Consider the following 13,831-nt stretch of genomic DNA (forward strand, 5'->3'; position numbering starts at 1 on the left):
CGTGGGAGCTCGCCCGGAGTCGCCCGCCGCCCCCCGTCGCCTCGCGACGCCCGCGCCCGCTCAGGATTGCGCGACGACATGGACGATCAGGCACGTGACGTTGTCCTTGGAGTCGTTGGCGAGGGCCAGGTTCTTGAGCAGCACGGCCGCCTCCTGCGGGTCTTCGACCTGGCCCAGCACGCGGCCGATCTCCTCGTCCGAGACGACCCCGGTCAGTCCGTCGCTGGCCATGAGGAAGCGGTCCCCCAGCCGAACGTCCATCACCCGGAAGTCTTCGGGGCCGCTCCTGGCGTCCTTGCTCCCCAGGTAGAGATAGAGGACGTTCTTGAACTTATGGTTGCGAAGCTCGTCCGGGGTTATGGTGCCGGCGTCGAGGAGGGCGTCGGCCAGCGAGTGGTCCTTGGTCAGCCGTTCCAGGACTCCGTCGCGAAGCCGATACGCGCGGGAGTCGCCGATCCCGGCCACATAGACCTTGTCCGGCCGGAATTGCGCGAGGACCACGGTGGTCCCCATGTTCGAGAACTCGGTGATCGCGCCTGAACTCCCCAGGATCTCCTGATTGACGTGGGCGACCGCCTCGCGGATCGCTTCCTGGACGTACCGGGGCTCGGCCTGGTCGGGCGCCAGCCGCTTGGCGACCTCGCGGGGGATCAGTTCGACGGCCATGAGGCTGGCCTGCTCGCCCCCCTGCTGGCCCCCCATGCCATCGGCCACGATGAACAGGTTCGAGGGTTCCAGCGTCATCGTCGGGTGCTCGCCGCTCTCGTTCAGCACGTCGTGCCGGACGGGTCGTCGGCCGGGGACGAAATAGTTGTCTTCGTTGTGATCGCGGTAATTGCCGCGGACCGACACCACCCCGACCCGAAGGCGGAGCTTCCCCGGGTCGAGCGTCAGGGACGACAGCGTGGCGAACTCGTCGGTCGCCTCCGGGTCGTGGCCGGAAGGGCCGCCGAACGTGCGCCGCCACCATCGCTTCAGGTTCGATAACACGGCCACGAGAACCGCCTTCGTCTATCTTGCGACCGCCGTCCCGGTCACCCCGCCGACGTCCCCGCCGCCGCCCGTGGCGCATCGACGCGCTCGTGGAGGGCTCCACAAACCCCACGCCGCCCCTCGGGCTCAGGAGCGGACGTGGGCCGGGCTGGCCCATCGCATGAGGTCGTCGACGCCGACCGACCTGTAGGTGAGGAACAATTCGCCGGCCTCGAAACCGGCCGTCAGACCGTGGTAGCGATTCATGGTCTCGACGGCCTTGAAGATACCTACCTTGCTCGCCGGAAACTGTGTCTGGTAACACCGCACCGCTTCGAGCTTTTGCTCGAGCGTGCTCCCCATCTCGGCGATGATGAATCCCGACGCCTCGGGCAAGTCTAACCCATGAAGGGCCAGCGGAAAACTCAATTGGTTCTGGATCGTGTGGGGGGCCAAGCCGTCGAAGTGCTCGTCCCATTTCGTGAGCCGGCTGTAGAAGACGGCGGCGTCGGTGATCAGCATCGCCTGATAGTGGTCGGGCGAGGCCATCACCGTCTTGCCGCCGAACCCCAGCACGACCTTGGGGCGGTGGCGGCGGAAGACCTTGGCGAGCGCCACCCGCGACTCGAACCCGTCGAACAGCCGACGGTTGGGCAGGTTCAGGTTGATGCGCGTGTGGACCCCCAGGATCTCGGCCGCCTTGCGGGCCTCCTCCAGGCGGACGTCGGGGCCGGGCGACCCCGGCGTCGGCTCGCCGTCGGTCAGGTCCACGATCCCTACCGCGTAGCCCTTCCGGGCCAGCTTCGCGAGCGTCCCGCCGCAGGCGATCTCCACGTCGTCGGGATGCGCCCCCACGGCGATCAGGTCCAGCTCCACATCGTCGGGGACGGCCATACCTTGATCCATCTTTCGCATCGAACCTCGTGAACCCGACGCCGCGCCGTCGATCGACCCCGCCTCGCGAAGACCTCACGCCGGGGAGGATCATTGTAGCCCTCGCGACGGCCGGGGGCCAGGGACGAGGGCCTTACGCCCGGGCGGGTTCGGCCTCGCGGAAGATCATGCTGGCGAACGAGACGCAGCCCCGCCCCCGTTCATCGACGGCCTGATCATACCGGAGGACCTCCCCCTTCGACGGCCCGATCGCATGGAGCATCGTGTAGGTCGCGGCCAGGCCACAGACCCGCCAGCGGTCGCCCACCTCGGCAGCGGTCCGAAACCAACCTTCCGGGTCGACCGCCTCGGCACGGTCGAGCAAACTCCGGTCGAATTCGCGGATCGTCGCCCGCATCGTCCTGTCCACCCGTTCGGGGTCGCCGAACTCGGGGCCGACGTGGCAGAGATCCACGCCGCCGATGTACGCCACCTTCCGCCCGCTCGCGCGCTCGGCCTCCCGAAGCGCGGCGATGAACCGCGCGATCTCCGGGTCGGCGAGCGGGTCCGACCGCCGCAGGAGCAGGTCGTGGAACGAGCCCACCAGGATCGGCACGATCGTGAACGGACGGTCCTTGAGGACGTGCTTCAGGAAGACGGCCTGGAACTCGATCGAGTGTTCGGTGCGGTGCGTCAGTTCGTCGGCGAACAGATGGTCCCCGCACTCGCGGACGAGGGCGTCCACGAACGCCTGGTCCGTCCGTGCCGCGCCCAACGGCGTGGCGAAGTCTTTTCGCGTCAGCACGAACCGACTCCGACAGTACTGGTGGGCCACCCCCAAGATCACGAAGACCTCGGCGTCGCTCTCCTCGACGAGATGCTTGTAGGCCCAGGTGTAGACGGGCCCGCCGCGCTCGAAGTCGATGTGCGGGCTCACCACGGCCCGGAGCCGGGGCCTCGTCGCGGCACCACCAGCGGCGGGCCTGGGCGCGGGCAAGGCGAGACGCCCGGCACCTCCGCGAGATCGGAAGAGCCGGTCCAACTCGGCGGCCAGCCGCCTCGGTTCCGAATCGTAGGATCTTCCCGCCAGCGCCGCGGGACGTTCTTCGGCGTCGCGGAACCTCTGGACGACGGCGTCGAACGTGGAGCCTTCCAAGGCCAGCGACCGATCCAGTTCGGCGATCAGCCCGCGCAGGAAACCGACGTCGACGCTCAGCGACGTCGCTTGGCGGATCAGGCGCTGGAGGTCCTCCACCGTATTGGTGCCGTCGAGACGGCGGGCGACATGTTCATAAACGTCGGAGGGAAGGACGATCGGGGCCGGACAGAATCGCTGGGGGTCGACCAGCACGACGACCGACTGGCCCTCGGTATCATGCCGTCGCGCGGAAAGAGGGCGAAGACGGGGTCGTTCGGGTACGGCCATGGGGCGTCCAGATCTCGATGCGGATGGAGGATGCGTCGACATCGCGTCCGACTTCGAGATTTTCGAGGCCCCGCCGGCTTCGGTCAAGCCGTCGGCCTCAATCGCCCTTTCGCGGACCTCTCGGCTCGATTGCAATCAAGGGGAGCGGCCACGTCGGGGGTGCCATTTCCTGGATGGGATGAGGTCGCATCTCTTGCTCCTCCCTCGTTTGAAAGTCCGAGCCGCCCGGTGAAGGCGGCCGACCAAAGCGTCCGGATGGGCCGGCGGCTGAAATCTTTGCAAATCCTGGTCCACCAACAGCCGATTCACCCAAGATTAAATCAGGACTTGGTTTACATCCCGGATCACCCTTCCGACGGCCAGGCGTGGGCCGGAGATTCGCGCCTCCTTCAGGCGGCTTGATGGGAAAAACGACAATGGCGGGTTTCGCCCTGGAAGACCTCGCCGGCTGCTCTGGTGGGAATTCGAGGTCTTTGGTAGTTAGATTCCTCAAGGAACGGGACGACGCGCGCCGAGAGGGCGGCGGGTCCTTCGGATCGGAGGGCCGGAGTCGGCCGGGACGTGTCGCAAGGATGGGGAGGCATTTCCAGATGGGACGAGGACTGATCAACGGGGCGGGCGGATGGCTGGCGGCCTGGGCCGTCGGAGGGACGCTCGCGTTCGGACAGGCCGCGCAGCCGCCCGCCGCGCCTCGCCAGGCCCAGGACGCCTCCCAGCCCGCGCCCGTCGCGGCCGGGACCGACGTCGAAACCTTGCTCAAGCGATGGGAGGAGCAGAGCACCAAGCTCAAGACTCTCGACGTCACCATCTTCCGGACCGACGTCATCCCCGCCTGGGACGAGATCGAATACTATGAAGGCCGGGCCATCTTCAAGAGCCCGAACCTGGCCTTCATCGACTTCAAGAAGATCAAGCAGGACGACGGCAAGAAGCCCGTCAAGAAGGCCGACGACTCGTGGGACAGCACCCATGAGGAGCGGATCGTCTGCACCGGCAGCGAGGTCTGGCAGTACAAGAGCGATACCACCCAAATCTTCATCTTCCCCTTGGAGAAGGACCAGGCCGAGAAGGCGATCGAGGAGGGGCCGCTCCCGTTCCTCTTCAACATGAAGGCCGAGGAGGCCAAGCAGCGCTATCAGATCGGCCTCGTCGCCACGAAGGACGACAAGACCTACGGCGTGAACATCAAGCCCAAGCTCGATGTGGACAAGGAGAGCTTCAGCCAAGCCTTCGTCCAGCTCGATCGCCGGTACATGCTGCCGATCCGGATCGTCCTGATCTCGCCCGACGGCAAGAGCCGGAAAGACTTCCAGCTCGACCCGGTAAAGCCGAACGCCGCGGTGAAGGACGAAAACTTCCAGGGGAAAGAGTTCCCCAAATGGAAGGTGGTCCGCAATCCGGCGGGCGAGGATCGTCCCCGGAACGCACCGCCCGCGAGCGCCGCGCGGCCCGCCCCCGCCCAGTCGGCCCCCCGACGCTGAAAACTCGGCCGCGCCCTGAACTCCCGTCGAGCCCTCCGCCGCGGAGGGCTCTTCGCTGCGCCGCGGTGCACCGAGGACGACCGGCCGGCGGCCCGAGTGGCGAGCCGTCGCGGTTTGACGGTCATTTCGCCCGGCCCTATAATCAGCGCGGTCGAACGGTCAGGGACGCATCCGAGGCGACCCGCTGCTTCTTCGACCTGCCGAGGACGTCCTGCGGGGCCTGAACGGCCCCCACCAGATCCGTCCCCTTCCTCGGCGGTCGATCGGACGCGCGATCCTCCCCAATGCCCGGCGTCGACGCTTCGCGGAGGGAGTCCGACTTCGATGACACGCCCCCTTGTGGTCTCCTGGCTCGCGACGGCTCTCGGTTGCTGGATCGCCGGCGGAGCGGCGGCTCGCGCCGAGGCCCCGAACGTCCAGGACGAGGCGACCCCCGGCCAGTTCTTCACCATCGTCGAGCCGATCACCCACGAGACGATCGCGAAGGTCCGCGCCAAGACGAAGAGCCTCGTGGATAAGGCGTCCGGCGGCGCCCAGGGCCGCAGCCCGATCCTGATCTTTCAATTTCTTCCCGGCGAGTCCGCCCCGGGCACGAGCGACTTCGGCGCCTCCTACGACCTCGCGAACTATATCGCCAAGGATCTCGGCGGCGCGCGGCTCACCGTGGCCTACGTGCCCGAGCCTTTGACGGGATACGCCGTCCTGCCGGTGGTCGCCTGCACCGAGATCGTGATGGCCTCGCGCGCCAGCCTGGGCCCGATCACCCCGGAGAACCAGTCGTTCGACCCCGCCCTGCGCGAGCCGGTCCGTTTCCTCGCCGTCCGCAAGACCCGCGACCCGGACCTCATCCTGGGGATGCTCGAGCCCGACGCCGACCTTCGCCTGGTCCGCACCGCCGACAAGGGGGTGCATTACGTCCTCGCCGATCACATGCCCGACTTCCTCCGGGCGCACCAGGTCGTCGACCAACCGCCGGCCTGGGAGGGAGGACGTCGAGGCGTCCTCACGTCCGAGCGGGCGCGTGAAGAGGGATTCTGCAAGCGCGTGGCGGAGACCCCCGCCGACGTCGCGCATCTCTATCGCATCGACGGCGGGTCGACGATCGACGACCCGACCCTGGGGAGCCTCCTGCGTCCGGTCTGGATCAAGATCGAAGGCCCGATCGAGGGGGCGAAGCTCTCGTATCTCGGCCGCCGGATCCAGCAGGCTCGCCAGGAGCAGGCGAACCTGGTCTTCTTCGAAATCGACAGCCCCGGCGGCATGGTCGAGGCCGCCGACTCCGTAGCCGACCTCATCGCCGGGGTCGAGGATATGAAGACCGTCGCCTACATCAGCGACCGCGCGCAAGGCGTCGCGGCGCTTCTCCCCCTGGCCTGCCGCGACATCGTCTTCAAGGATGGCGCCTCGCTGGGCGACGTCCGCCAGCTCATCACGACGCGCGGGAGGCTCGAAGCCCTTTCCGACGAGCAGGTCGCCGGCCTAGCCGAGAAGGCCGCGATGCTCGCCTCCAGGAAGGGCCATCCCGAGGCCGTCGCCCGCGCCATGGTCGATCCGACGACCGAACTTGTCGAGGCGCTCGATCAGACGACCGGGGCCACGCGCCTGCTCCTTCGGCGTGAGGCCGAGGCGGACCGAGTGCGGTTCGCCAACGTACAGCCCCGCAACGAGCCGGGCCGCCCTTTGCTCGTCGAGGCCGAGCGGGCCTCCTCGTTCGACCTGGGCCAGACGGTGCGCGACGTCGAGGAGTTGAAGGCCGTCTACGGCCTGCAGGGAGTCGCGATCCGCGTGGAAGGGCCGGGGTGGGTGGACTCGCTCGTGACCGTCCTGACCGACCCTTATGTGAGCTGGCTCCTCCTGTTCATCGGCCTCTTCATGATGGTCCTGGAACTCAAGCTCCCCGGCATCGGGCTCCCCGCGATCACCTCGGCCACCGCCTTCATGCTGTTCTTCTGGAGCCATTACCTCAGCGGGACCGCGGATCAGCTCGAAATCATCCTGTTCCTCATGGGGCTGCTCTCGCTGGCCGTCGAGCTCTTCGTGCTCCCCGGTTTCGGCGTGTTCGGCATGTCGGGCATCCTGATGATGCTGGCCAGCATCGTCATGGCAAGCCATACCTTCACATGGCCGACCCAGGAGTACGAGTATCGCGAGATGGGCCTGACGCTCATCCAGCTCACGCTCTCGCTCGTCGGCGTCTCCATCGGGGCGATGGTCCTTGCCCGGTACTTCCCGGTCATCCCCATCTTCAACAGGCTGATCCTCAAGCCGGAACCCTGGGTCGCTGTCGAGGCCGCGGACCCCGCCATCAAGCCCTCGATGGAGGGCTACGAGTCTCTGGCCTTCCTGATCGGCGAAACCGGACGCACCACCTCGCCGCTGCGTCCGACGGGCAAGGCGCGGTTCGGCAACCTGCTGATCGACGTCACCGCCGACAACTTCTACATCGAGCCGGACAGTCTCGTCGAAGTCATCGACGTCCAGGGCTCGCGCGTGATCGTCAAGCAGTGGAGCGCGCCCGAGAACACGACCGAGTCGGGGCCGAGCCTCGATTTCGACGCCGACCCGCTGGCCTGAGAGTGGAGATAGGCGGGACGATCCGCCGGACCATCCCGGCCCCGCGTCAGTTGTCGTAGAACTTGCGCAGGGCCTTGTGGACCACGTGGACGACCACATGGCGGCTGACCGGCTTCTCCAGCACGCAGAAGGCGTGTTCGGAAAGCGCTCGCCGAAGCAAGCTCTCGTCACAGGCCCCGGAGATCAGGATCGCCGGCAGGGCCCCGCGCATCTGGCGGAAGACCGCGAGGGTCTCCAAACCGGATAGGCGGGGGAGGTGCATGTCGAGCAGGGCGATGTGGACCTGATTGTCGCGAACGATGTCGATCGCCTCCTCGCCGCTCTCGGCGAGGAACGTCCGATAGCCGTGCGGGATCAGGATGTCGCGGAGGGTTTCGCGCACGCCCGCATCATCGTCCGTGATGAGGATCGAGTAATCGTGTACTGCTGGTGACGGCATATTCCCGACCCACGTTTGATCCGCTCCGAGGATTCTATCCGGAAGATCGCACGCAAAGGGCGGGCCAATCTCACGACCGGCCCTCCAACCGTCCTTCGTGATCGCAGCAAGCCGATCGAAGATCAGACGTTAAGTCATCGGATCCTCAGGCTTTCGTGTCACGAGCCGATTCTCAAGGCGTCAGGGTGCCGGCCGTTTTGGCAGTCAACGCTGCGTGGTAGGCGCGGCGGAATCGGACCCTCCGGCCGCCGCCCTGGCGAAACGGGAGAAGAGACCCTTGGCCTCGCCCCAGCGCTTGTCGGGATCGAACGCGTCGGCGGAGGCCAACTCGGTGGGATCGGTCTTCAGGCCCTCATAACGGTAGGACTCAAGAAGCCCGCCGTCGGCCTGATGGGCCGTGACCACGACGGGCATCAGGCTCTCGGGATCGAGGTAGACCCGCCAGACTTCCTTGGCCGGCGTGATGCGCTGGATGAGGTGGCAGGCGTGGTCGACGTCTTGAGGCTTCTGGAGGCCCTTGTAGGTCAGCCGACCTTCGGCGCCGGTGGGGCGTCCCTGGGCGTCGACCTGCTTGGCGAGGTTCTTGAAGATGGTATCGAAGCCCGCCTCGGTGATGGCGTGTCGGCTGTTGCGGAGCGCCAGCGGGCTGTCCACCGGCAGGCTCATGCGGGGGATCGGGATGGCCGAATTGCCGACGTTGACGTGCATCATCCGCTCGTTGATGGCGGCGGAGTAGATGACCTCACGGCCCTTGTTGGCCCCTTCGGGCCATTCCAGTCGGACAGCCTTCGGGTTGCGACGGATGCTCAGCAGGGCCTTCTCCTCGGGGAGCACCTGGTTGCCGACCCGCTCGATCCGGGTGATGGACACCTGATAGGTCGACATGGCCTCCAGCCGCTCCTGGGCCTCGTCGAGGATGGATTTGAGCGAAGGCTCGGCGGACCTGGCACGGGGTTCCTCCACGGGCTCCGACTGGGCGAGTTCCGGCGCGGGGGCCGCCTCGACCTCGACGGCGTGGGCCGGCCTCGGCTCGGGGGTCGGATCCGCCTCGGCGGCGGCGAGTTCCGGCGGAGCGGACGCGATGTCGGCCTCGGGCGCGGCCTCGAACGGTCGCGGGGCGACCGAAGGAGGAACCGCAGGCGTTGTGGTCGGAGCGGCTGATGCCAGGAGAGGTCCGGGCGAGCCGTCGGGATCGCGGAGGACGGGCAGGCTCTCGGGACGGCCCAGGGTCACCCGAACGCTCTCATCGGAGGTGCCGCGATGCCGAGGCCGCGATTCGGCGATCGCGGCCGCGGTGGATTGATCGGCCGCGACGGGCTCTTCGTCCACGGGCTCGCCGCCGTCGAGGCCGGGATGGCGGTCGGATGCCGACGCAAGGGCCTCGGCGTCCTTCACACTCTTCGACTGGGCCATGTTCTGCGCGTAGAGGTCGTATCCCGGCTGGGTCGGGGCCGTGGCGCGAGACCAGAGCATGCTCGACATCGCTCCGGCTCCCGCGCGCCAGCTCTCGCCGGTCGCGCAGCCGATCTCGGCGGTCACCGAGGCCGCCGCGGCAGCCAGGATCAGGACGGTTCGTCGTGCGGGATTCGCCCGCCGCGCGGCGTTCGCCGGATTCATGAGCAACGTTCCCCCTCGCTGGGGAAATCCGCCAGATTCGGAATCATCTGGACGGCGGCCCTGGAGCCCTGGCCTTTGGAAAGAAAAGCTGCCGAACCCTTACCAGATCCGGCCGGATGCGGCAAGCCGAACCGTCCCGGGGACGGCCTGGCGTGAGGCGATCGAAGGTTCGCCGTCCCGTCTCAGGAGCCGACGGCGGCGACCATCGGGAATCCGTGGATCGCCTCGACGTCGGGGATGAGGTGCGGCTGCTTGTATTGTTCGACGGTCCCCCCGCTGCGGGCGAGCCGGCGCTTCTGGAAATCGGACCAGGCTCCGTCCTGGATGCGGATCGTGCGGACGGGGCCGAGACGGAGGGAGTCTCGCTTCGCCGCGTACTCCACATTCAACTCGCGAAGCTGCTCCTCGACGGCCGCGGCCAGGCGGTCGGCCGCCTCGTCGTCGCCCAGGTCGGAGTTCTCCACCAGGAGCCCGTAGGAAGGGGGATCGCCCCAGAGCGGAAGCAACAGGTAAGACCGCAGCCTGACCCCGGCGGTTCGCTGGGCCGATTCGACGGCCGAGATCACCTGATGCTCCGAGATCTTCTCCCCCGTCAGGCTGGAGAAGTGCGCCCCCTTGTTGAGGAACTCGACCACCGGCGCCTCGCCGTGGAAGCCGACGCAGCGCACGAGGTCGGAGATATTGTAACGGTAAAGCCCGCCCGCCGTGGTCAGGAGGATGAAGTAGTTCTTCCCTTCCACGAGGTCCACCGCCTCCACCGTCCGGGGATCGGCCTGTTCGGCCTCTTCCTCGGGGATGAACTCGAAGTAGTGGTGGCGGACGTCGAGCACGCCGGCGGGGGTGCCGTCCTCGATCGGGATCGTCATCCGGCCCTCGGACGCGATCAGCCCGACGTCGCGGACCGGCTTCTCGCCGAAGAACTCGGGATATCCGCGCAGGTAGGCCCGCATCGTCCCGCCCATCCAGTTCGACAGAAACTCCAGGTTGGGCCAGTAGTCCTTCGGGAGCAGGCGCCCGGTCTCGCCGACGATCGCTTCCAGGCGTCGCGAGGCCGCCTTGCGGCGGAATCGGGTCCGGAACCTCAGTTCCTTGCGCACGTCGTCAGGGATCGCCCACTTCGAGGAGATCGTCCCGTCGAACAGGTCGCGGATCAGGGTCTCCCGCTCGCGATCGCCGAGCCGAACCATGTTGAGGATGGTGCTGGGGTTCGCCGCGATGATCGTCCCGAGATTCTTGGCGATCGCGAACCGAAGCGCGACGTAGTACTTGGACTCGACGTCCTTGATCCGCGAGCCGCAGGGGGGCATGCAGTAGGTCGTCCGGATCATCCGCGACTGCATCGAGGCGGTCAGGCCGGTGATGGCCCCGCAGGGGATGCCGCCGGGGGTGTAGCTCTCACGCCAGTCGCTGGCGATCTGGAGGATCGGGCGAAGGCCGTTCTGGATGATGCTCGGGTGGGAGTCGAACGCCTGAATGCCCCAGATGAGCCAGCCGTGGCGATAGTTCTCCAGCGCCTCGCGCGTGACCGGGATCGTCTTGGGACGGTTCGTCGTCCCGGAGGTCATTGCGAACATCAGGACTTCCGTACCGGGCCCGAAGAGGGCCGACACGTCGCCGTTGCGGACCCGGTCGATGTAGGGCTCGTGCCGGGTGTAGTCGCCGATGGGCACCTGCCGACGGAAGTCTTCGGGCGTACGAATCTCGCCGAAGCGATGATCGCGGCCGAAGCCGCTGTCGGCGTTGCGGGCGATGCGATCCAGGAGAAGCTTGCGCTGGACCACACCCGCTTGCTTGGCCTGGCCGTGGAACTCGACGGCCAGCGCGCGGGCGCGATTGGCGATCCGGCGGCCGACGAGCCGCTTGATGAAGGTCAGCATGGTCGGCGCCCGGGGGTGAGGGAGGGGGTTCAGCGGTTGACGGAGGAAGCGACGTTGACGATCAGGCCCGGAGCCTCGCCGCACCCCTGCTCGGCGGTCTCGTAGCGGCCGAAGCCCGACCCCATCGACTCCGCCTCGACCTCGGCCAGCGGGCGTCGGGGGGCGTGCACGTCGACGAACTCGCCGAGGCGACGGGCGTATTCCTCGGGCTGGGCTTCGCGGCAGCGGTTGTGCTTGGCGCCGGCCACGAACCATTGATCCTTGGGCTCGCTCGCGAACGAGTAGATCTCGCGGGCGATGTCGGGGCCGATGTAGACGTCGCGCTCGCCGTGGATCTGGAGCCACGGACGGGGAGCCAGGCCGGCGACGGCCTTCTCGACGCTCGGATAGACGCAGTTGCGACGCCGCTCCGTCCCGCGCCGGGCGACGTCGCCGAGGATCGCGAAGATGAAACGAGGGACGATAGCCAGGAACCACCGGCTGCGGACGTAGATCTCGGCCCAGCGGACGATGTAAGCGGTCATCGTCCCGCGAGTCGGGAAGGCCCCGTCGGTGACCACGCCCCAGACGTCGGCCTCGGCCTCCGCCACCAGCAGGGCGGTGCCGCCCCCTCGGCTGACCCCGAAGAGGCCGTAGCCCGCCAGGTCCCGGTCGGGCCGCGAGCGGAGGTAGTTCAGGGCGCTCTGCAGGTCTTCCACCTCGCGGTCGGATGCGTACTGGAGCGGCTCGTACGCGGGGTCGACTCCGCTCGCGCCATGGCTTCGGAAGTCGAAGCTGAAGACGTCGAACCCGCGATCCCGCAGGTGGTCCAGGTACGGCGCGTAGCTAAAGCGATCGCTGAGGAACTCGTGGCAATAGACGAGGACGCCCACGCGGGAGTCGGTCCGGGCCTTGAAATAGCTCCCCTTGAGAGTCAATCCGTCCGAGGTCCGGAAGGAGGCCGTCTCGCCGACGTCCTCGGGGAGGACCTTCAGCGGCTGGAACATCGGCCGTTCCTCGAAGATCCGACGGATGACCGGGCAGTACATCCAGATGGTGTACGCCAGGAATCCGCCGAAGACCAAGACCGGCAGGGTCGCCACGACCGCCAGGGCGATGAGAAGCGTAGAGAGGCCGATCACGGCAAGGCTCCCGTCGGATTCGTCCGGACCGTCCGAGGCCTGCCGGGGCCGCGCCTGCCACGGGGCGAGCGGGTCGTCGGTGGCGACGTCGGCTGCAAGACTTCGGTCAATCGGTGTAGCGTTTGAGGATCAAGGTGATGTTCTGGCCGCCGAAGCCGAAGCTGTTCGAGAGCGCGACGTCGACCTGCTTCTTGCGAGATTCATGCGGGATGTAGTCGAGGTCGCAGTCAGGGTCTGGGTTGTCCAGGTTGATCGTCGGGGGGAGCAGGCCGTCGCGGATCGTCAGCAGGCAGACGATGGCCTCGACGCTGCCGGCGGCGGCGATCAGGTGGCCCATCATGCTCTTGGTGCTGGAGATCGGCACCTTGTACGCCGCTTCGCCGAAGGTCTTCTTGATCGCCAGGGTCTCGACCGAGTCGTTGACGGAAGTGCTGGTGCCGTGCGCGTTGATGTAGTCGATCTGCTCGGGCTTCAGGCCAGCGCCGTCGAGCGCCTCCTTGAGGCAGGCGATGGCGCCCCGGCCGTCCTCGTGACTGTCGGTGATCCGGAAGGCGTCGGCCGTCGAGCCGTAGCCCACGATCTCGCCGTAGATCTTCGCGCCCCGGGCCTTGGCGTGCTCCAACTCCTCAAGGACGAGCATGCCCGCCCCTTCGCCGATGATGAAGCCGTCGCGGTCGCGGTCGAACGGACGGCTGGCCTTCTCGGGCTCGTCGTTGCGGGTCGAGAGGGCGGTGAGCAGGATGAAGCCGGTGACGCCGAACGGGTGGATCATGCTGTGGGTGCCGCCCGACAGCATGACGTCGGCGCAGCCGTGGCGGATCATCTCGTAGGCCTCGCCGATGGCCTGGGAGCTGGCCGCGCAGGCGGTGAGGCAGTTGGCGTTCGCTCCCCGGGCCCCGAACTTGGCCGCGAGGTGGGCGGCCGGGGTGCCCGGCTCCTGCTCGGCCTCGTGGATCACGTGCAGGTCGTGGACGCCGTGCTTGGTGAAGTCCTGGGTGGCGACCTTGCCCGACTTCCCGGTCTTGTAGACCAGCTTCACGAACCGCTCGAAGTCCTGCTGCCCTTCGCCGGCCCCAAGATAGACGCCGAACCGCGTGCGATCGAATTCGTCAACGGCGCGGGAAAGCCCCGAGTCGTCCATCGCCATCCGGCCGGCGGCGAGGGCGAACCGCGTATTGCGCGAGTGCTCTTTCCAGCGGTCCCCGTCCTCGATGTAGGAGCTGAGGTCGAAGTCCTTGACCTCGGCGGCGATCCGCGTCGGGAAGGTGTGGGCGTCGAACAGCGAGATCGCCCCGACCCCGCTGCGGCCTTCGAGCAGCGCGGCCCAGGTCGACTCGACGTCCCGGCCGACCGGGGTGACCATGCCCATTCCTGTGACAACGACGCGCCGCATGAAGCAACTTCCCGGGACTGAGCCCGACCTTGGATGGAATGAATCGCGATCGGAACCG

General features: G+C 67.4%; 10 protein-coding genes. 2 read left to right on the top strand and 8 right to left on the bottom strand.

From position 1 onward, the window contains the following. Positions 1–60: 60 nt before the first annotated feature. The 3 genes from G6O68_RS06340 to amrB form a co-directional block, all read right to left on the bottom strand. Positions 61–996, bottom strand: coding sequence for a PP2C family protein-serine/threonine phosphatase (locus G6O68_RS06340; RefSeq protein ID WP_240911069.1), 936 nt, complete (start codon positions 994–996; stop codon positions 61–63). Positions 997–1,119: 123 nt separating this feature from the next. Further along, complete coding sequence (locus tag G6O68_RS06345; protein WP_240911070.1) at positions 1,120–1,887, bottom strand: PIG-L family deacetylase; 768 nt, start codon at positions 1,885–1,887, stop codon at positions 1,120–1,122. Positions 1,888–1,999: 112 nt separating this feature from the next. Continuing rightward, complete coding sequence (amrB, locus tag G6O68_RS06350) at positions 2,000–3,196, bottom strand: AmmeMemoRadiSam system protein B (RefSeq protein ID WP_240911071.1); 1,197 nt, start codon at positions 3,194–3,196, stop codon at positions 2,000–2,002. A gap of 665 nt (positions 3,197–3,861) precedes the next feature. Between amrB and G6O68_RS06355 the strand changes: the two genes are divergently transcribed. Both G6O68_RS06355 and G6O68_RS06360 read left to right on the top strand, forming a co-directional pair. After that, entirely contained in the window at positions 3,862–4,752 is an 891-nt protein-coding gene (locus tag G6O68_RS06355) for an outer-membrane lipoprotein carrier protein LolA (RefSeq protein ID WP_165245993.1), read from the top strand. Positions 4,753–5,076: 324 nt separating this feature from the next. Continuing rightward, positions 5,077–7,326, top strand: a complete 2,250-nt coding sequence (locus G6O68_RS06360; RefSeq protein ID WP_165245995.1) for an NfeD family protein — start codon at positions 5,077–5,079, stop codon at positions 7,324–7,326. A 46-nt stretch (positions 7,327–7,372) separates the two neighbouring features. Here the strand turns inward: G6O68_RS06360 and G6O68_RS06365 are convergent, their stop codons facing one another. The 5 genes from G6O68_RS06365 to fabF all read right to left on the bottom strand — a co-directional run bounded on the left by G6O68_RS06365 (position 7,373) and on the right by fabF (position 13,773). Continuing rightward, positions 7,373–7,765 (bottom strand): response regulator, encoded by a 393-nt coding sequence (locus tag G6O68_RS06365; RefSeq protein ID WP_165245997.1) that lies wholly within the window; start codon positions 7,763–7,765, stop codon positions 7,373–7,375. A gap of 204 nt (positions 7,766–7,969) precedes the next feature. Further along, positions 7,970–9,382, bottom strand: a complete 1,413-nt coding sequence (locus tag G6O68_RS06370; protein ID WP_165245999.1) for a DUF1571 domain-containing protein — start codon at positions 9,380–9,382, stop codon at positions 7,970–7,972. A gap of 182 nt (positions 9,383–9,564) precedes the next feature. Then, a complete protein-coding gene (locus G6O68_RS06375; RefSeq protein WP_165246001.1) occupies positions 9,565–11,259 on the bottom strand; it encodes a GH3 auxin-responsive promoter family protein in 1,695 nt (564 codons plus the stop codon). A gap of 29 nt (positions 11,260–11,288) precedes the next feature. After that, positions 11,289–12,380: an alpha/beta hydrolase gene (locus tag G6O68_RS06380; protein ID WP_240911073.1), complete on the bottom strand. Its 1,092-nt coding sequence runs from the start codon at positions 12,378–12,380 to the stop codon at positions 11,289–11,291. A gap of 106 nt (positions 12,381–12,486) precedes the next feature. Continuing rightward, positions 12,487–13,773: a beta-ketoacyl-ACP synthase II gene (fabF, locus tag G6O68_RS06385; protein ID WP_165246003.1), complete on the bottom strand. Its 1,287-nt coding sequence runs from the start codon at positions 13,771–13,773 to the stop codon at positions 12,487–12,489. Between the last annotated feature and the right edge of the window lie 58 nt (positions 13,774–13,831).

It is taken from the genome of Paludisphaera soli, assembly GCF_011064595.1.
Lineage (GTDB): Bacteria > Planctomycetota > Planctomycetia > Isosphaerales > Isosphaeraceae > Paludisphaera > Paludisphaera soli.

Excerpts from the sequence above, each read along its gene's own strand:
- G6O68_RS06355 (WP_165245993.1), top strand. The coding sequence starts at position 3,862 with ATGGGACGAGGACTGATCAACGGGGCGGGCGGATGGCTGGCGGCCTGG.
- G6O68_RS06360 (WP_165245995.1), top strand. The coding sequence starts at position 5,077 with ATGACACGCCCCCTTGTGGTCTCCTGGCTCGCGACGGCTCTCGGTTGC.
- G6O68_RS06370 (WP_165245999.1), bottom strand. The coding sequence starts at position 9,382 with ATGAATCCGGCGAACGCCGCGCGGCGGGCGAATCCCGCACGACGAACC.
- fabF (WP_165246003.1), bottom strand. The coding sequence starts at position 13,773 with ATGCGGCGCGTCGTTGTCACAGGAATGGGCATGGTCACCCCGGTCGGC.
- G6O68_RS06365 (WP_165245997.1), bottom strand. The coding sequence starts at position 7,765 with ATGCCGTCACCAGCAGTACACGATTACTCGATCCTCATCACGGACGAT.
- G6O68_RS06375 (WP_165246001.1), bottom strand. The coding sequence starts at position 11,259 with ATGCTGACCTTCATCAAGCGGCTCGTCGGCCGCCGGATCGCCAATCGC.
- G6O68_RS06345 (WP_240911070.1), bottom strand. The coding sequence starts at position 1,887 with ATGCGAAAGATGGATCAAGGTATGGCCGTCCCCGACGATGTGGAGCTG.